Origin of the sequence: uncultured Enterococcus sp., from assembly GCF_913775425.1 — a bacterium.
In the GTDB taxonomy this organism is placed as follows: Bacteria; Bacillota; Bacilli; order Lactobacillales; family Enterococcaceae; genus Enterococcus_G.
On the sequence record NZ_CAJYIS010000057.1, the window covers coordinates 44,438 to 64,277 of the forward strand.

Here is a 19,840-nt window from a genome sequence, read left to right on the forward strand (position 1 = left end):
GTACCCTTTTTTTAGGGAGTTGGGTACGGGTTATATGGAGGAAGTGATAAATTAGAAAAACTAATCGTAGTTATATAAGTTGGGGGCTTATATAACTTATGCTTCAAGGGGATGAAAGCATCACTTCTATGTCTATATAATACGCTCAGAAACGTAAAATTACTACGAACAAAACTGTAAACTCACCTTACATAAACGTTATATTATTTTTTTATTGACCTTGACGTAACGTTAGGGTGTATGCTCAAACTAAAGGAGGAAGACGATGGAAAAATATAACATTAAAGAACTCGCGACTTTGTCTGGAGTAAGTAGCAGGACGTTACGTTATTATGATCAAATTAAGCTATTATCTCCTTTGACCCGTACTAGTGCTGGATATCGACTATATGGTACGAAAGAGGTCGACCGTTTACAACAAATTTTAGTTTACAAAAAACTTGGATTTTCTTTACAGCAGATCCAACAATTACTTGATCAACCCACAACTACCCAACTTATATTATTTGAACAGCAATATCAAGCGCTGAAACAAATGAAACAGCAAATCGAATTGCAGTTAAACACATTGGAAAAAACGATTGCTTATCAAAAAGGAGATGTTCAGATGAACGACCAGGAAAAATTTATTGGATTGAAAGAAGAAAAACTTATCCAACAGCAAGAGTATCAAGCAGAAAGTAGTACGAAATACGGAGAAGCTATCGTTAATAAGACAATTGAACACTTAGAAAAAAAAGCAGAACATGATTTTCAAACAGCTGAAGCAATCGAGCAACAGTTGATGGTATTGCTCAAAAATCAAGTACTATCTCTTGATGAGCAAACACAAATCGTAGCATTGCATAAACAATGGTTGCAGCACTACACGCCATATTATAATAAAGATTATCATCGACAACTTGCTGATTTATATTTAGAAGATGAACGATTTCAAAAGTATTACGATCAAAAAGCTGGTGAGGGTGCAGCTAAGCGCTTAAGTGAAAGTATCCACTCGCTTTTACTCTAGCGATAAAAAGGTGTTAGCGTAAATAAGACAGTCAGAATAATTTGTCATAAAATCATCTTTTTTTGCAAAAAATAGAGTAAAATGGCTCGCTTTTTATGTAACTAGTCATAATATGACTATATGGTATGTTACACTCCTTTTTGTGAAGAACGAGAGGAGGAAATCATGATGCATGAAATTCAAAAAAATGAGATTTATTTTTCGAAAGTGATTGGACAAGAAGAATCATATCATGTGCGAGTACGTACGATTTTAGAGCGTACAGCAGTGGTTGAGATCCAAGAGTTAAATGAGTTACCGGCGCTAGTCTTATTAGAAGATCTGCAAGTAGCGAATCTTCAAGAAGCTTAATTGCTTAAGTGAACAAATATTGCTATACTAAACCGAATATATTGAAAAACAGTAGCCAAGTCTACTGTTTTTTTAAATCTAAATAGATTGAGGGAAAGAAATGCGCAATATTAAAATGACGATTGAATATGATGGTACTCGGTATCAAGGGTGGCAACGCTTAGGGAACACTGATAAAACGATCCAAGGGAAAATCGAAAACATTATCAAGCAGTTGACAGGAGAAACAATCGAGATCGTAGGTTCCGGTCGGACCGATGCAGGGACACATGCGTTAAATCAAGTTGCAAATTTTAAAACGAATTACACAGGTGACCTAACAGAGATGCTTGAATTTTTCCATAAATATCTACCACAAGACATTGTTGTCAAAAAAGTTGAAGAAGTACCGGAACGATTCCATGCTCGCTACAATGCAAAAGGAAAGACATATAGCTATTATCTATGGAATGATCCGATTCCCTCAGCGTTTGAGCGCCATTATAGCTACCATTATCCAGAAACATTAAACCTCGATGCCATGCAAAAAGCTGCCGCATTGTTATGTGGTACTCACGATTTTGCTGGTTTCTCGGCTTTGAAAAAGACGAAAAAATCAACTGTACGTACAATAGAGGACATTCGCATCGAGCGTGAAGGACGTAAACTCCATTTCACCTTTACAGGAAATGGATTCTTGCATAAAATGGTCCGAATACTTGTAGGAACACTAGTCGAAATTGGAACAGGACAGATGAAGATCGACCAGATCAATACGATTTTTGAACATAAAGTACGTAGCGAAGCAGGGGAAACGATGCCCGCACAAGGTCTATTTTTGGATTTTGTAAAATACGATTAAAACTAAACGATTCAAAATGAGTACGAAAAGATTAAGTTTCTCTTATAGAATAAAATAAACAGCAGTATACCCTATACTTTTAAGTGCAAACGTTGTATGATAGAGAAGTAGTATATTTGAACATTAATCAATTGGTAATTTTTAGCAACACCAAAATTCCTCTTTTTTAATCAAGAAATTATTGCAAAAAAATGATTGTGCATAGCACAAGGAGGAATTTTATTATGAACAACGGTACAGTAAAATGGTTTAACGCAGACAAAGGTTTTGGATTTATCACTAAAGAAGACGGACAAGATGTTTTTGCTCACTTCTCAGCAATCCAAGGTGAAGGTTTCAAAACTTTAGAAGAAGGTCAAGCAGTGACTTTCGATGTTGAAGAAGGTCAACGTGGTCTTCAAGCAACAAACATCCAAAAAAACTAAAACTTACTTATTCAACACGATTCAAGGTTCTTGAATCGTGTTTTTTTAATAAGATAAAACATTTAAGGAGAGGTCTAAATTATGGTATTTAATACTTGGAAAAAGGTTGTTCCTTCTGAAAAAGGCGAGGCGTTTCATGTAGGACAAAAAGTATCTGTAGTCGCTAACTCTCAAGCAGCGGTTGGAACAATCGATGCGTTACTAGTCAATACGGCAGTCGTTTTAATGGAAGCAGAACAAGAAAAGCAAGTTGTTAAATACGAAAATTTAGTCATTTTATAAATCTCAAAACCACTAATAAAATAGTGGTTTTTTCTATTGACAAAAAAGCGAGTCGGGAGTAACATACACTTATGAAATCGATATCATAAAGGAGGAGAATATGGCAACGATCAAACAAGTCGCAGAGCGCGCTGGATTGTCTGTTGCGACAGTATCGAGATATTTAAACAACCATCCCTATATCTCTGAAGAGAAACGCGAAAAAATCAAGCAAGCTATGTTAGAACTCGATTATACACCTAGTAGTATAGCCACTCAGTTACGCTCTAAAAAAAATACTATGATCGGCGTGGTGGTTTCAAGACTGACGAATCCGTTTTTTTCTTACTTGATTGATACGATTGAACAACAAGCAAAAAAACAAGGGTATCAAGTTTTGATCATGCAAACCTATGACGATGAGCATGCCCAGTTAAAAATGTTGGAGCTATTGAAGCAACATGTGATAAGCGGTGTGATTTTGTGTTCTGTTGAAGGAAAAATTGAAACAATCGAACAATATTTGACTTATGGTCCAATCGTGTTGTGCAATGAGGAGATTCGGGATAGTCGATTGCCGCAAGTGTTTACTAGACAAGAAGAAGCCACATTTAATGCTACAGAGTATCTGATTAAAAAAGGATATCATAAAATTTCCTACTGTACAGGTGGTACTTTGGTTAATGGTGGGCATGGAAATGCTAGAACAACAGGATTTGAACGCGCATTGCATGCACATCAGCTGTCGATTCAAAAAGATTGGATTTTTAAACAAGTCCATACGAAACAAGATGGAGAGAACGTCGCTCGAAAACTATTGACTATGCCTACAGCTAAACAGCCTGATGCTATTTTTACAAGTAGTGACGAAGTAGCTAGTGGCGTGCTGAAAGTATATCTAGAGGCGGGTAAATCAATTCCAGCTGATTTAGCAATCTTGGGTTTTGACAATCAACCGTATTCAGATTTATTAGCTGTTCCTTTAACGACGATCGAGCAACCGGTTAAAGGGTTAGGAGAAGAAGCTACGAATCTTTTGTTAGCAAAAATCGAAGAAAAAAAATACCATATCAAAGAAGAGCATTTAGTCTTGAAATTGATTAAACGAAAGTCAGTTTAAGACTTTTGTTTTTCAACTTTATGAAATCGATACCACAAGGAGGAAACAAAATGGACAAACAAGCAAATTGGTGGAAAGAAGCCGTAGTGTATCAAATTTATCCTAAAAGTTTTTACGATAGCAATCAAGATGGAATTGGAGATATTAGAGGAATTATTGAAAAACTACCTTATCTAGCTGATTTAGGTATTACAATGTTATGGATTTGTCCGATTTTCTCGTCTCCAATGGTCGATAATGGATACGATATTAGTGATTTTAAAGGAATCCAAGAAGAATTTGGGACGATGGATGATGTGAATCAGTTGATTGAAGTTGCAGATAGCTACCACATTAAAATTATTTTAGATTTAGTAGTTAATCACACTTCTGATCAACATCCATGGTTTCAAGCAGCTTTGAGTAATCCTGATAGTCCATATCGAAAGTATTATATTTTTAAAGAAGGAAAAAAAGGACAAGTTCCTAATAATTGGCGCTCGATATTTGGTGGTAGTGTATGGGAAAAAGTAGCAAACGAAGACAATATGTACTATTTTCATACATTTGATAAACGTCAACCAGATCTAAACTGGGAAAATTCAATTTTACGTCAAGAAATTTATGATATGGTCAATTGGTGGTTGGCCAAAGGTATCGCAGGATTTCGAATTGATTCGATTACGTTTATAAAAAAGGATCAAGACTATGAAAATGCACCTGTAGATGGGGCAGATGGTTTAGCCAGCGTGAAGCATAAGGGCAGAAACCGTCCAGGAATCGAAGTATTTTTACAAGAATTAAATGAGAAAACGTTCCAACACTTTGATTGTGTAACTGTGGGTGAAGCTCCAGGCGTGACGTATGCTGAATACGACCAGTTCATAGGTGAAACAGGCTATTTTGATATGATATTCGATTTTCATTATGCCGACATAGATGTAGAAAATGGTAGCGAATGGTTTCGACAACGTGATTGGAAAGTATCAGAACTCACTGAACTTCTGAAAATAAGTCAAGAAGAGTTACAAAAAAATGGTTGGGGAGCAAATTTTTTAGAAAATCATGACCAACCTCGTTCATTGTCTAAGTATATCCGTGATCCAAAATTTCAAAATAATATTGGGGCCACCGCATTGGGCACATTATTCTTCTTTTTAAGAGGGACTCCTTTTATCTACCAAGGTCAAGAAATTGGGATGGTAAACGCTAAAAGAGAAACGATTGATGCATTTGATGATGTTTCAAGCATCGATAATTATAAACGAGCGTTGTTAGAGGGATATTCAAAAAAAGAGGCCCTACATTTTGTCAATCTACGTTCTAGAGATAACAGTCGTACACCTTTCCAATGGGATGATCGTCCATTTGCAGGATTCTCAACGGTTGAACCATGGCTTGATCTAGCACAAGTTTCTTCAACGATTACATTAAAAAATCAGCTTACAGATAGTACTTCAGTATATCATTACTATAAACATATGATTGCATTAAGAAATCATTCTTCGTATAGCCAGACATTGATTTATGGAAAAATCAACTTTAAAATGGTTCATCCGGAAGTGGTTTGTTACCAAAGAAAAGCAGATAAAACAGTCACGATCTATGTGAACTTATCCAGTAAAACGATCGATATTGACTTACCATCTGAAGCATTGTATTTGTTATCCAACTATTCTACTAGTAAAAATGGAAGATTAGCACCATATCAAGCATTAGTATTGGAGGAAAGATAAAATGGGGACGATAGATTATAAAGAAATCGGAGAACGTATCATTGAGGCTGTTGGCGTAGAGAATATTGAGTCGATGACGCATTGTGCGACAAGATTACGTCTAGAAGTTCGTGATCGTGATGCGATCGATGATAGTCAAGTGGAATTGATCGATCAAGTAAAAGGCGTGTTTTTCAATGCGGGACAGTATCAAATTATTTTAGGAACAGGTATCGTTAATAAGGTATACGAGCAAATTACGGCTCAGTACCAATTTACAGAACGCAATAAAGATGATATTTCTAGACAATCTGCATCAGGATTACAAGTAGCGATTCGAAATATTGCAGATATTTTTGTACCGATTATTCCTATTTTAGGTGCCACAGGTTTATTTCTTGGACTAAAAGGTGTTGTTTTAAATGAACAAGTTTTGGGGTTGTTTAATGCTACTGCTGCGGACATCCCTCAGTGGTTTACGGCGATTTTAACTGTACTCACGGACACAGCTTTTGGTTTTTTAACTGCTTTTATTTGCTGGTCAGCTTTTAAAAAAATTGGTGGTCTACCGATTATCGGATTTTTGATTGGACTAATGCTTGTTTCACCAGCACTTCCTAATGCATATGCAGTGGCCAATGGTACTGCCGAACCTATTTTAGCATTCGGGATTATTCCCTTGGTTGGATATCAAGGATCTATTTTGACAGCATTGATCACTGGGATTCTAGGCGCAATGCTAGAGAAAAAATTACGTAAAGTAATGCCGAATTCTATGGATTTGATTTTTACGCCATTTGTAGTTATTTTACTGTCGGTTTTTTTAGCATTATTTATTTTAGGGCCGATCGTCCATGGATTTGAGTCACAAGCCATTAAAGCTATCGAATGGTTCTTGCATCTTCCATTTGGTATTGGAGGATTAATTATTGGGTTCTTATATCCGATTGCTGTCATGACGGGGATGCACCATATGTTTATTGCGATTGAGACATCTTTGATTGCTTCAACAGGATTTAATCCACTGATTACCGTTTGTGCGATGTACGGATTTTCCAATGCGGCTGTTTGTTTAGCTATTGCGCTAAGAAGTAAAAGTCAGGCATTCAAAACAGCAGGGATCTCGGCTACTGCAACACAAATTTTAGGAGTGAGTGAACCAGCCTTATTCGGGGTGGTGATGCGTACAGGAATGAGAGCGATTGGTGTGATGGTCGTAAGTTCCGCATTAGGTGGAATGGTACTCTCGTTACTCGGGATTCAAGCGAACAGCTATGGTTTGGCTGTATTACTATCCCCTCTAATGTATATTTATAGTCCTTATCAACTAAGTGTTTACATCATTGTTGGTTTAGGAACATTTATCTTGGCCTTTATTTTGACACAATTATTTGTATTAAAAAAAGCAACGACATCGACTAAGACAATTTCTCAAGCAGACAAGAAAACGGTCAGCACATATCAAGTGTTACCTCCAGTCGAAGGAGAAATTGTACCGCTTGAAGAAGTCAATGATCCAGTATTTTCAAATAAATTGATTGGTGAAGGATTCGGAATCTATCCTGAATCTAACTTGATTAAGGCACCGATCAGTGGTGAAATTGTAATGGTCGCGCCAACAAAACATGCATTTGGTATTCGTGATGAATCAGGATTTGAACTTTTAGTTCATATGGGAATCGAAACTGTCGAGTTGAATGGATCGCCTTTTGAGTTAAAGATAAACGTAGGAGATAAAGTCGAGCAAGGTGTAGAGATTGGAACGATGGATCGTAAAGACATTATAAATCAACATAAAGATCCGACGGTCATAGTGATTGCAACAAGTGCACAACAGCCAATCACAACAATTGAATATTCGATACCATTATTGACTTTTTCATAAACAAGAAAGAGACGCAATCAGCTATAAGAAACCAGTCGAAGGAACTACTTCTGGGATATTATTTATGCAATTTTAAGGGGATGTGACAATAGTTTGTCACATCCCCTTTTTTGCTTTTATTCGCCCCAATAGGTAGCAGCGATTTTTTGTCCTTGTTTGATTTTCGCCCATTGTTGTTCATGGGATAATTCGTTTCCGCAATCACAAGAAGCGAAACCGCATTGATGCGAAAGGTATAGCCGTTCTTTAGGTAAAATACTACTTGCTTGGTCTAATAAACGAAAGACTCGTTCTTCGTCATCTAAATGATTGGTCTTACTAGAAAGTAGACCAAGGACAACTTCTGTTTCTGGACGATCTTGCAACACTTTCAAAGCTTCAAGATCCCCTGCACGTTCATCATCCCATTCTAAAAAGAAGCGATCATAATGTTGATCACGTAAAAATTTTTCTGCAATCGCTTGATACGTGCCATTAGAAGCATGACGGCTTTGATAATTTCCGCGACAATTATGTGTCCAAACTTCTAAATTTAATTGATGCGCATAATCGATAATCTCATTATTTACTGCTACAAACTCATCTGCTAAATCTTCCAAGCCTTTTGTGCCAGCTTTAAAAAAGCTTTTCTCATTGTCTTCTGCAAATAACTCCCATAAACAGTCATCGAATTGAACGATTTTTCCGCCCACTTTAGCAAACTCATCTAAAAATTCTTTGTAAGCATTTAAGACAGCGAGTTTTAAGTCAGCTTTAGTCTTGTAGACTTGATCGGGTCCAAATAATTGATTGAAAACGACCAATTCAGTAAATGCATGAGCCGCACCCCAGACAGTGATTTTTGTTGGTGTATCTTTGGCTTGTGCTTGAACGGCTTTAAAAATTTCGATAAAGTGATGATTTTTTCCTGAGAGTGGTGCGGTAATGCGGATTCCAATATCTTTTCTCGTTTCAAAATCACCACCGTCTAAGTCTTCAAAAGAATACCCATTGTCTGCGATAAAACGCTCGATCCCATCAAATCCCCATAAAAAATCTAGATGCCACATAGATTTTGATAGTTCTCCATCTGTGACGATACTGATTCCTTCAGCCTTTTGTTTTTCCACGATCGCTTCAATCGCTTGCGATTCAACTTCTTGATAACCCTCAAAGTCCTCATAAAAAGGGTATTGAATATCCTCGCGATGTTCGATTTGTTGTTTATATTGTAATAAATCCTCTGGTCTAAGTAGTGAACCCACTAATTGAAAACGATCTGTTGTCATAATATTTTTCCCCCTGTTTATGTGTTAGAAGAAGTGTAACAAAAATTTTAAAATAAAAATAATAGCTATTTACTTAATCTAGTTATAGCTTTTTTTTATAGTAAGCGTAATTCTTACATTATTGTAGGGTCGATTGTAAGAATCGTTAAACTTTCTTAAGATATTCGAATGTTTTTTTTTCTGAAATAAAAATAAGATTTAATAGGGTGAAACTATATATTGTAAGTTATTTTATCGTAAAAATTTGGTTTTCTTTTGTCGCAAGAAATAAAGCGCGCTATACTCCAAGTGAATTAATGATCAAAGAGGAGGAATTTATATGACAATCAATAAAATTGTAGTAGCAGGCGCAGGTGTATTGGGTGCGCAAATCGCTTTTCAAACTGCTTACCATGAGAAGGAAGTATGGGTATACGATATCAAACAAGAATTCTTAGAGCGTGCCAAAGAAAATATGTCACGTTATCAAACGATTTATGCTAACTATTTCCAAACACCTCAACAAGCAAAAGACGCATTGACTAGATTACATTTTACGACAGATTTAAATGAAGCCGTAACCGATGCTGACTTAGTGATCGAAGCTGTTCCTGAGGTACTTAGCATTAAACAAGCGCTATTTCAACAACTAGGTAAACTTGCCCCTGAAAAAACGATTTTGGCAACTAATACATCAACGATGCTACCAAGTCAGTTGGCTGATATTAGTGGGCGTCCAGAAAAAGTATTGGCTTTACATTTTGCCAATGAGATTTGGGTATATAATACGGCAGAGATTATGGGACAAAAACATACAGATCCAAAGATTTTACAGATGGTGGTTAACTTTGCTAAAGAAATCGGGTTAATTCCGATTCAATTGCATAAGGAGCAACCAGGATATGTACTAAATACGATGATTATGCCATTACTAGATAGTGCAATGTTTCTTTGGGTAAATGGTGTAAGTGATCCTCAAACCATTGACAAAGATTGGATGATTTCGACTAAAATGGCGATGGGACCATTTGGTATGATCGATATGATTGGAATGAAAACGCAATACGATGTACTATTGCATCGCATTGAAATGGGAGAGACACAGCTTCAACCATTAGCAGATCGTGTGAAAAAAGAATTCATCGACCAAAATAAATTAGGAATCAGTACAAATGAAGGATTCTACCACTATCCATCACCAGCATTCATGAATCCAAACTTTTTACGTTAGATAAAAAATGACTGTGAAATAAGCCGAATAATTCCGATAACAGCTTCACATTTTTCGGTAATTATTTGGCTTATTTTAAAGAGAAGTTACTTTGGAAACAATGTGTATCCGATTTTTTAGAGTCTGTGACAGACTCCCGTCAGATTTCTTTTTTTCTTTGCATTCTCAACTGAAAATCGGTATCGTTAAAGAAAAAAAGGAAGTGAAACAATGGCGATTCTAATTTTTCTATTATTGCTTTATTTTATTCGAGAACAGTTTGAGTTTAGTGTAGTAAAAAAGTTTACGTATTTCTTTTTGCCGGGATTTTCATTGATCCAAGTGTTTTTAGTATTTGAGCCGTCGCAAAAAAGTTGGTTGATTTTAGGGATTGCGATTATTGCTGGAGCATTAGTTGGCTATTATCAAGCAAGATATTCGAATATCTTGCAAGAACTAACGCCTGTTTATTATTTCTATGAAGATGGAAAAGAACGAAAAATTTATAAAAAGGTAGTGCTAGTCAAAGGAGGGCATCATTATTTATACGGCTGGTTTGCGATCTTTTTTGTTCAAGTATTTATTCAAATTGTGATTTTGACACAGCAAGAAGATCTGACTCATCACTTATATGAAGAATTATTAAATGATTTATTTAGCATTTATCGTTTTCAAGGGTTAGAAGAAAAATCAGATAGTTGGTATGCTTGGGCATTGTACGGTGCATCGAGTTTGTTTTATCTTTTCTTTTTAATGAAAAAATTTCCGAAAGTCAAAGAGATTTTATTTCACACAGACAAGGAAGAACTGGTAGAAGAGGAGAAAATAGCATGAAACAATTTAGTCGTATTTGTTTGTTGATTGGTGTGATCAGTGATTTTTTAACTCCTTATGTTCTAGGATTATTTGATCCGACAGTAAATCAATTTAAGGACGTCATGAGTTTGATTGGAGATGTGGGAAGTCCTGTACGAACAGCTTTTTTGATTTGGTCAGTGGTTGCGGGAAGTTTTTATTGTTTGGGATTGCCTTACCTTTATCAAGTTGCACGACCAGTATCAAAAGTAGCTGCATGGTTATTGGTACTTTCCATCGCTTTGTATGGAGTGGGAGATTGTATTTTTACAGGCTTATTTAGTGTCGATACACATGAAGCAACTTGGAATTTTTCAACTTGGGTACATAATGTGGGATCTGGTGTTGGGTATACAGGATTCTTCGTGTTTCCTTTGTGTGCTGCTTTATTTACTAAACGAAAACCAAATATACAGCAAACCCGTGTATATCTTGGCTTTTTTGGCTTAAGTGTTCTCTTTGCACTAGTGTATGCATTCGCTCGAATCCCAGCATTACAACAAACCGTGATATTCGGCCAATTAGGCTTATGGCAACGTGTTAGTTTTTTGTTTAATTATTTTCCGATTTTATATTTTATTTGGCAAGAAAACAGCCGTCAAAAGAAACCCTTTTCAAAAAGTATGGTAAAATAAAATCATCTTGGTGTTGGAGGGAATAATATGAAGCAAGTACCTTTTGGAAGTAGTGGACAAGAAGTTTCAGCAGTGATTTTAGGTTGCATGCGGTTAGTTAATGCAGAAAATCCAACTGCTGTTATCGAAGAAGCAGTGGCGCAAGGAATCAATTTTGTAGACCATGCGGATATTTATGGGCAAGGTGAATGCGAAAGTATTTTTGGTCGTTCGTTAAAAGAAGCTTCATTTTCTCGTGAAGATATTTTTATTCAAAGTAAATGTGGGATTCGTAAAGGCTTTTTTGATTTTTCAAAAGAACACATTATTGAATCAGTCGATGCGAGTTTAAGTCGTTTAGGCGTGGAATATTTGGATGCTTTATTATTGCACCGTCCCGATACTTTAGTTGAGCCAGAGGAAGTAGCAGAAGCATTTGATCAGTTAGAAGCACAGGGGAAAGTTCGTTATTTTGGTGTGAGCAATCAAAAACCGATGCAAATTGAGTTGCTAAAAAAACATTTAGCCCAACCAATCATGGCAAACCAACTACAATTTGGAATTAAACATACCGGTATGATTGATCAGGGGATTCATGTCAATATGCAAGATGAAGCGAGTATCGATCATGATGGAAGTATTCTAGATTACTCTCGTTTACATGATCAAACGATTCAAGCTTGGTCACCTTATCAGTATGGCTTTTTTGAAGGTGTCTTTATTGGAAATGAAAAATTCCCAGAGTTGAATCACGTTCTTGACAAAATTGCTCAAGCACATGATATTACAGCGACTGGGCTTGCAACAGCTTGGATTTTACGTCATCCAGCAAACATGCAAGTCATTGCTGGTACTATGAATCCGCAACGTATCAAGGAAATTGCCAAAGCATCTGAGATCGTACTCTCACGCGAAGAGTGGTACGAGATCTATCGTGCAGCAGGCAATATCTTACCATAATTATCGAAGGCATCGTTCACTTTTTATTATTTGGACGGTGTTTTTTTTGCCTTTTAAAAAAAGTAAGCGGATAATAAACGAATGATTTTTTGTTAAATGTGAATAAAATATGAAAAAAGTATTGAGATTTTGTTGCGGAACAGGTAATCTATAGGTGAATCGAAGACAAACTTCTAATTAAAAGAAAGTAGGGTTATGTGTGAGAAAGACGAGTAAAGGATTGTTCATGTTTTCTGCTGTATTAGGACTAGGAGTATTTGCAGCACAAGCACCATCAGTAGATGCAGCTGAAGTTCCAGTTCAAATTTTGGGGATTAATGATTTTCATGGAGCATTAAGTACTACAGGTAGCTATTATGATGGTTCTGGAAATAAAACAAGTGGTGCGGGAACTGCAGCATTATTAGCAGGGTATTTTAACCAAGCGACTAAAGATTTTGAAACGCAGCATCAAGGTGGTGTGTCTTTACGTGTGCAAGCTGGAGATATGGTCGGAGCAAGCCCAGCGAACTCTGGTTTATTGCAAGATGAGCCTACGATGCGTGTGCTACAAGCAATGGACTTTTCGGTTGGGACACTTGGAAACCATGAGTTTGATGAAGGGTTAGCTGAATACAATCGTATTTTAATTGGCGCTGCTCCAAGTGCAAGTGACAACTTTTACGATATCGTCAATCAATATAACAAAGACTTTACACAAGATCAATTAGCTGGGAAATATGATGTTGTGATTGCAAACGTCAAAAATAAAACAGATGGATCAAATCCATTTGGTTGGAAAGACTATACCGTCAAAGAATATGATGCAAATGGTGAAAAAGTACGTATTGGCTTTATCGGTGTCGTAACGACTGAAATTCCAAACTTAGTACTAGCTGCAAATCATCAAGAATATACGTTCACTGATCCAGCTGAAGCTGTGGCAAAAAGTGCACAAGCATTAGTCGAAAATGAAAAAGTCAATGCAATTATTGTATTAGGCCATACACCATCAACACAAACTGGTGAAAATACGGCAGCAGGCGAAACGGTGGACATTATTAATAAAGTGAACCAATTGTATCCAAATAACCATGTAGATGCTTATTTCGCAGGTCACAATCATGTTTATACAAATGCGGTAGTTGGGAATACTCGTGTGGTTCAATCGACTTCACAAGGTAAAGGCTATATCGATTTACAAGGTGTATATGATACAACTACACAAGATTTTGTTGCAACACCAACAGCTACTGTTAATCCCGTCAAACCAGGTGGGATAGTTCAACCTGATCAAACGGTTCAAGCTATCGTTGACGATGCGTCTAATCGTGTGAAAACAGTAACTGAAGAAAAGATTGGACAAGCGGCTACTGCAGAAGCAATTACGCGTAGTGTCAATGAATTAGGAGAGTCACCAGTTGGAAATCTGATTACGGATGCTCAAGTTTACATGGCCAATCAAGAAGGAGCACCGGGTGCGGATTTTGCGATTACAAATAATGGTGGGATACGAGCAGATTTAGCTGTAGCTGCAGATGGCACGATTACTTGGGGAGCTGCTCAAGCAGTCCAACCGTTTGGAAACATTATGCAAGTTGTCAAAATGTCAGGTGCACAATTGCGTGATGCCTTAAATCAGCAAACATTTAGCTATGATGCCACAACAGGTCAGAGCAATGGCTATTTCCTACAACAATCAGGTTTCACTTACACAGTTAAAGAAAATCCAGATGATGCGACTCATCCTTATATTGTTGATAAAATGATGAAAAAAGATGGTCAAGCTATCAACGATAATGATGTATATAAAGTGGTGATCAATGACTTCTTATATGGTGGCGGTGATGGATTTACAGCATTCACTAAAGGAGAATTAGTTGGGGCGATGGCGCCAGATACCGAAACATTTATTGGGTATATCGAAGCGTTAACAGCTAACAAACAACAAATCTCAGCGAAAATTGAAGGTCGTAAAACACTAGCTTCTACTGTTCAAACAACTGCGATTTATCGTACGTATAATCCAAATAGCGGTGAGCATTTCTATACGACACATGAAGGTGAGAAAAATGATTTAGTGAAAGCTGGCTGGAAGTTTGAAGGAATTAGCTGGCAATCGCCTACAGCTGGAACAGCTGTTTACCGTTTGTACAATAAAAATGCCGGTGACCATCACTATACGACTTCTGAAAAAGAGCGCGATGAATTAGTGAAAGTGGGCTGGAAAGCTGAAGGAACGAGCTTCTATTCAGGTGGAGAAAAACAAATTTATCGTCTATACAATAAATTTGCTAAAGCCGGTGCACATCACTATACGCTATCTCAAGAAGAACGTGATAGTTTAGTAAATGTTGGTTGGAAAGCTGAAGGTGTAGGTTTCTTTGGTTATTAAACTCGACAAGCAGATGAATTTCATCTGCTTGTTTTTTATTGAGCAAATCGGTTTCTTTATTTTTTGAAAGGGCTTATCATAGAAATCAAGAAGGAGTGTGAGTGAGATGACGACACAATATGAAAAAGCAATTTTTGCAGGTGGCTGTTTTTGGTGTATGGTTCATCCTTTTGACGAATATCCTGGAGTGATTTCAGTCGTATCAGGATATACAGGAGGACATGTGGTCAACCCTTCATATGAACAAGTGACTACAGGAACTACTGGGCATACGGAAGCAGTTGAAATTACGTACGACCCTAATGTTTTACCTTATGAAAAATTAGTTGAGATTTATTGGCAACAAACAGATCCGACTGATGCATTTGGTCAGTTTGCTGATCGTGGTGATTCTTATCGTCCAGTTATTTTTTACACGACTCCAGAGCAAAAAGAAATTGCCGAAGCTTCTAAACAAGCACTAAACGATAGTGGTAAATTTGATACACCCGTTGTGACAAATATCGAAGCCGCACAACCGTTTTATCCGGCCGAAGACTATCATCAAGATTACTATAAAAAAAATAGTTTTCATTATGGATTGTACCGAGAAGGATCAGGTCGAGGTAAATTTTTAAGAAAACATTGGAAAGATGCGCAATAAAAGGTGGGATAAATGATGTATGAAGACTTAGTTGGTAAAGTAGTGGTGGTTACAGGTGGTTCTAAAGGAATCGGAACGGCGATTGCAGAACGCTTAGGCAAAGAGAAGATGAAGGTCATCATCAATTATCGTTCAGATGACGATGGAGCGGATGAGGCTGTTCAATTAGTTGAAAAAGCTGGTGGACAAGCGATAGCTGTTCAATCTGACATCAGTACAGAAGAAGGTGTAGCTACCTTGATCAAAACGGCTATCGAACATTATCAAAGACTAGATGTGTGGATCAATAATGCAGGGATGGAAAATCAACACCCAACACATCAGCTTAGTTTAGAAGACTGGCAACAAGTGCTTGATGTCAATTTGACGGGGGTATTTATCGGTTCGAAAGCTGCCTTAGCTTACTTTGTCGAACAAAATATTCCAGGTGTGATCTTAAATATCTCTTCAGTTCATGAACAGATTCCATGGCCGACTTTTGCACACTATACTGCATCAAAATTTGGTGTGAAAGGCTTTACGCAAGCAATCGCAATGGAATATGCGAACAAGAATATTCGAGTCAATAGTATTGGGCCTGGTGCTATTGAAACACCGATCAATGCTGACAAATTCGAAGATGCACAAAAACGTGCAGAAACGGAAGTGATGATTCCAATGCAACGTATCGGAGATCCAGAAGAAGTTGCGGCAGCAGCAGCTTGGTTGATTTCTAAAGAAGCAAGTTATGTGACAGGAGTTACGTTGTTTGTTGACGGTGGAATGACACTATATCCAGCGTTTCAAGATGGTAAAGGCTAAATGTAGATTATGGTAGAAGCGGGTAACCTAAAGAAATAAGCCAAATAATTCCGATAGTGGTTTCACCTGTTTTGGGAATTATCTAGCTTATTTCTAAAGAAGTGACTTCTTGAACGCTATTTATTTGATTGCTAAGGGATGTGACAGATTTTGGTCACATCCTTTTTTAGTGTCGAACGTCTCCTTTGAAAAAGAGAGCAACCGTTCCAGGACCAGTATGAGAGCCAATTACCGTTCCAATCGAAAAAATAGTGATATGATCACGAAGTTCTGGGAAAGTAGAAGTTAGTTGTGTTTTTAAGGCTAAAGCGTCATCTAAGCAATCTGAGTGAGAAATAAAACAGTGCGGTATATTATCTAAATCTTGCACATGTATTTGGAATTGCTCACAAAGTGCGCGAATGGCCTTTTTCTTACCTCGTACTTTATGATGAGGTGTTAACATTCCTTTAGCATCCATCATCATGATTGGACAAATATGTAAGGCGCCACCAATCGCTGCTGTCGTTGCACTAATGCGACCACCACGTTTGTAGTGTGATAGATCGGTTGAAAAAAACCAATGTTGGATGTGCAAACGTGTCTTTAACGCAAACACTACCGTTTCATTTAGGCTAGCACCTTGTTGTTTTTGTTTTGCTACTTCTAAAAGCAATAAACCATAACCTGAAGAAGCAGCTAGAGAGTCAATAATCTCGATTGATCGATCAGGAAATTGTTCTTTTAAGAGTTCTTTTGCCATACAAGCAGATTGGTAATCGCCAGAAAGACCAGAAGAAAAAGCGATATGTAGGATATCTTTTCCCGCTTTTAAAAAGGGAATGAAAAATTCACAGTAAGCAGCAGGATTGTTTTGTGAAGTCGTAGGCATTGCGCCATGTTTTATTGCTGTATAAAATTCGCTATAAGTCATACTTTGGCCAAAGTCATCGACGTATTGTGTCTCATTTAGTTGAAAATGAAAGGGAAGATAAGCAATCGAATATTCGGCTAGTTGTGCCAAAGAAAGATCGACTGTAGAGCTACAAGTAAGTTGATAGTCGGGCATAAAAAACCTCCAGTTATGTGCCATAAAACTAAGAAATACGCTCATACAAAAATGTATGAGCGTATTTAGTATAGATTATAAAGTTTTCCATGTCCAATCCGTTACTTCAGGAATATCCATACCATTTTCACGGATATAGTCATGGTGATAGGCTAATGTATCATCCATTTTTGCCATAAACTCGTGTGCTTTTTCGCCAAATACATGAGCAGCTGCATCTTTAGCTAGGTGGAAACGATCCAATTCGCTAAACACACGCATATCAAATGGTGTCGTGATATCACCATTTTCACGATAACCATGAATCAACACATGATGGTTTTTGCGATCAAAGAAGATATCACGGATCATATTTTCGTAACCGTGGAAAGCAAATAACACAGGTTTATCTGTCGTGAAGTACTCGTCGAATTCTTCGTCGCTCAAGCCACGTGGATCAATTGACGGATGACGTAATTTTAATAAATCCACGATATTGATGAACCGGATTTTAAGTTCAGGGAATGCTTCATGTAAAATAGAAACCGCAGCCAACGCTTCTAAGTTTGGTTCGGTACCAGCTGCAGCTACAACTAGATCAGGTTCCTCATGTTCAGCCACCGTACTTGCCCAGTCGATAATCTTTAATCCTTCATTGACTAGGATCTCTGCTTCTTTGGCAGAATAAAATTGCGGGCGTGGATGTTTAGATGAGACGATCAAGTTGATGACTTGCTCATCTTGTAGAGCTTTATCCATTGCGGCCATTAAACTATTGGCATCTGCTGGTAAATATTCTCGGATAAATTCAGGTTTTTTCTCAGCTAAATGCGTCAAAATACCTGGATCTTGATGTGTGTAACCATTGTGATCTTGTTGAAAAACAGTTGAAGTTGAGATCACATTTAACGATGGATAGCGTTTGCGCCAAGCATGTTCATTAGCTTTACGCATCCATTTAAAGTGTTGTGTCAGCATCGAATCCACGACACGTAAAAATGATTCATAGCTTGCAAAGAAACCGTGGCGACCAGTTAATACATAGCCTTCTAAAAATCCTTCTGCTTGATGTTCTGATAGTTGTCCGTCGATAACACGGCCGACTGAACTTTGCCACTCATCATCGCTATTTTTAGGTTCTAACCATTGACGATCAGTCACATCAAACACTTTGTTCAAACGATTAGATTTTGTCTCATCAGGTCCAAAGATACGGAAATTTTTCGGATTATGTTTCACGATATCACGCGCGTGTTCACCAAAGACGATCATATCTTGCGCCATGATTGCACCGGGTGTTGTCGTATCTACAGCATATTGTTTCCAGTCGGGCATAACAAGTGGTTTAGGATCGAGTCCACCTGTTGTGATCGGGTTGGTCGACATTCTACGGTCGCCTTTTGGTGCCATTTCTTTTAATTCATCGATTAATTTTCCTTCTGAAGTAAATAGTTCTTCAGGACGATAAGATTTCAACCAATCGACCAATTTGTCGATATGTTCCATATGATGTGCATCCACTGGGATTGGGACTTGATGAGCTCGGAACGTTCCTTCGATTTTTTCATGATCCCATTCTTTCGGTCCAGTCCAACCCTTTGGTATTCTAAATAAAATGACTGGCCAATGTGGCATTTGAGCGTCTTTCGCGGGATGTTTGCGTGCTTCTTCTTGGATAGTATGGATCTCTTCAATCACGTGATCTAAGGTTTCGGCCATGATCGGGTGTACTTTTTTAGGATCGTCACCTTCGACGATATGCGGTTTCCAACCCATCCCTTCGAAATATTTGATCAAATCTTCATTTGATTTGCGTGATAGAATCGTTGGATTGGAAATTTTTCCGCCATTTAAGTAAAGAATCGGCAATACCGCTCCATCGTTTACAGGATTGATAAAGGTATTTGAAAACCAACCAGCAGCTAAAGGTCCAGTTTCCGATTCACCATCACCAATCACAGTCGCTGCAATCACATCTGGATTGTCTAAGATCGCACCAGTCGCATGTGACAAGGCATATCCTAGTTCGCCACCTTCATGGATCGATCCAGGTGTCTCAGGTGCTGCATGTGAGGCGATACCTCCAGGGAATGAAAATTGTTTAAACAACTCTTTCAGCCCATGCTTATCCGCCGAGATTTTAGGATAAATTTCTGAATAACTACCATCTAAATAAGAATTTGAAACCATCACTTGTCCACCGTGACCAGGACCAGAAATAAAAAACATATTCAAATCATACTTATTGATCACACGATTTAAATGTGCGTACACAAAATTTTGTCCAGCAATCGTTCCCCAGTGACCAATTGGGTGGACTTTGACATCCTCAGCTGTAATTGGTCGATCCAATAAAGGATTATCTTTTAGGTACAATTGTCCTACAGAAAGATAATTGGCAGCACGCCAATAGGCATCAACTTTGTCTAAATAGTCTTGAGATGAAAAATCTGTCATAGGAAAAACTCCTTTTAAGTATTTTTTACCGTAAAATTACCCTTTAATTGTAAAATAAATCAC

At 37.5% G+C, this 19,840-nt stretch carries 18 protein-coding genes; 15 read left to right on the plus strand and 3 right to left on the minus strand.

The window, feature by feature from the left end; genetic code table 11:
• Positions 1 to 265 precede the first annotated feature (265 nt).
• From QZ413_RS06275 to QZ413_RS06310, 8 genes are all read left to right on the plus strand, one after another.
• On the plus strand, positions 266 to 1,012 hold the full coding sequence (locus tag QZ413_RS06275; RefSeq protein WP_297077606.1) for a MerR family transcriptional regulator: 747 nt from the start codon (positions 266 to 268) through the stop codon (positions 1,010 to 1,012).
• A 168-nt stretch (positions 1,013 to 1,180) separates the two neighbouring features.
• Positions 1,181 to 1,363 (plus strand): hypothetical protein, encoded by a 183-nt coding sequence (locus tag QZ413_RS06280; protein WP_297077608.1) that lies wholly within the window; start codon positions 1,181 to 1,183, stop codon positions 1,361 to 1,363.
• 100 nt (positions 1,364 to 1,463) lie between these two features.
• Positions 1,464 to 2,204, plus strand: coding sequence for a tRNA pseudouridine(38-40) synthase TruA (gene truA / locus QZ413_RS06285; RefSeq protein WP_297077610.1), 741 nt, complete (start codon positions 1,464 to 1,466; stop codon positions 2,202 to 2,204).
• Between the two features lie 224 nt (positions 2,205 to 2,428).
• Entirely contained in the window at positions 2,429 to 2,629 is a 201-nt protein-coding gene (locus tag QZ413_RS06290) for a cold-shock protein (RefSeq protein ID WP_297077612.1), read from the plus strand.
• A gap of 81 nt (positions 2,630 to 2,710) precedes the next feature.
• On the plus strand, positions 2,711 to 2,911 hold the full coding sequence (locus QZ413_RS06295) for a hypothetical protein (protein ID WP_297077614.1): 201 nt from the start codon (positions 2,711 to 2,713) through the stop codon (positions 2,909 to 2,911).
• 100 nt (positions 2,912 to 3,011) lie between these two features.
• Positions 3,012 to 4,010 carry a LacI family DNA-binding transcriptional regulator gene (locus QZ413_RS06300; protein ID WP_297077616.1) on the plus strand — a complete coding sequence of 333 codons (999 nt, stop codon included), beginning with the start codon at positions 3,012 to 3,014 and terminating at the stop codon, positions 4,008 to 4,010.
• 50 nt (positions 4,011 to 4,060) lie between these two features.
• Positions 4,061 to 5,725: an alpha-glucosidase gene (locus QZ413_RS06305; protein WP_297077617.1), complete on the plus strand. Its 1,665-nt coding sequence runs from the start codon at positions 4,061 to 4,063 to the stop codon at positions 5,723 to 5,725.
• Between the two features lies 1 nt (position 5,726).
• Entirely contained in the window at positions 5,727 to 7,589 is a 1,863-nt protein-coding gene (locus QZ413_RS06310; RefSeq protein WP_297077618.1) for a PTS transporter subunit IIBCA, read from the plus strand.
• A gap of 116 nt (positions 7,590 to 7,705) precedes the next feature.
• Here the strand turns inward: QZ413_RS06310 and QZ413_RS06315 are convergent, their stop codons facing one another.
• Positions 7,706 to 8,857: a cobalamin-independent methionine synthase II family protein gene (locus QZ413_RS06315; RefSeq protein WP_297077620.1), complete on the minus strand. Its 1,152-nt coding sequence runs from the start codon at positions 8,855 to 8,857 to the stop codon at positions 7,706 to 7,708.
• A gap of 319 nt (positions 8,858 to 9,176) precedes the next feature.
• On the opposite strand from QZ413_RS06315, the gene QZ413_RS06320 reads away from it, so the two are divergent.
• The 7 genes from QZ413_RS06320 (at position 9,177) to QZ413_RS06350 (ending at position 16,293) form a co-directional block, all read left to right on the plus strand.
• Positions 9,177 to 10,067, plus strand: coding sequence for a 3-hydroxyacyl-CoA dehydrogenase (locus tag QZ413_RS06320; protein ID WP_297077622.1), 891 nt, complete (start codon positions 9,177 to 9,179; stop codon positions 10,065 to 10,067).
• Positions 10,068 to 10,277: 210 nt separating this feature from the next.
• On the plus strand, positions 10,278 to 10,880 hold the full coding sequence (locus tag QZ413_RS06325; protein WP_297077624.1) for a hypothetical protein: 603 nt from the start codon (positions 10,278 to 10,280) through the stop codon (positions 10,878 to 10,880).
• A complete protein-coding gene (locus QZ413_RS06330; RefSeq protein ID WP_297077625.1) occupies positions 10,877 to 11,536 on the plus strand; it encodes a DUF998 domain-containing protein in 660 nt (219 codons plus the stop codon). The genes QZ413_RS06325 and QZ413_RS06330 overlap by 4 nt, the downstream gene beginning before the upstream one ends.
• A gap of 27 nt (positions 11,537 to 11,563) precedes the next feature.
• Positions 11,564 to 12,475: an aldo/keto reductase family oxidoreductase gene (locus tag QZ413_RS06335; RefSeq protein ID WP_297077627.1), complete on the plus strand. Its 912-nt coding sequence runs from the start codon at positions 11,564 to 11,566 to the stop codon at positions 12,473 to 12,475.
• Positions 12,476 to 12,674: 199 nt separating this feature from the next.
• On the plus strand, positions 12,675 to 14,849 hold the full coding sequence (locus tag QZ413_RS06340; protein ID WP_297077629.1) for a 5'-nucleotidase C-terminal domain-containing protein: 2,175 nt from the start codon (positions 12,675 to 12,677) through the stop codon (positions 14,847 to 14,849).
• A gap of 106 nt (positions 14,850 to 14,955) precedes the next feature.
• Positions 14,956 to 15,492: a peptide-methionine (S)-S-oxide reductase MsrA gene (gene msrA, locus QZ413_RS06345; RefSeq protein WP_297077631.1), complete on the plus strand. Its 537-nt coding sequence runs from the start codon at positions 14,956 to 14,958 to the stop codon at positions 15,490 to 15,492.
• A gap of 15 nt (positions 15,493 to 15,507) precedes the next feature.
• Entirely contained in the window at positions 15,508 to 16,293 is a 786-nt protein-coding gene (locus tag QZ413_RS06350) for a glucose-1-dehydrogenase (RefSeq protein ID WP_297077660.1), read from the plus strand.
• A gap of 166 nt (positions 16,294 to 16,459) precedes the next feature.
• Here the strand turns inward: QZ413_RS06350 and QZ413_RS06355 are convergent, their stop codons facing one another.
• Entirely contained in the window at positions 16,460 to 17,341 is an 882-nt protein-coding gene (locus QZ413_RS06355) for a DegV family protein (RefSeq protein ID WP_297077633.1), read from the minus strand.
• A gap of 75 nt (positions 17,342 to 17,416) precedes the next feature.
• A complete protein-coding gene (locus QZ413_RS06360; RefSeq protein WP_297077635.1) occupies positions 17,417 to 19,777 on the minus strand; it encodes a phosphoketolase in 2,361 nt (786 codons plus the stop codon).
• Positions 19,778 to 19,840 lie beyond the last annotated feature (63 nt).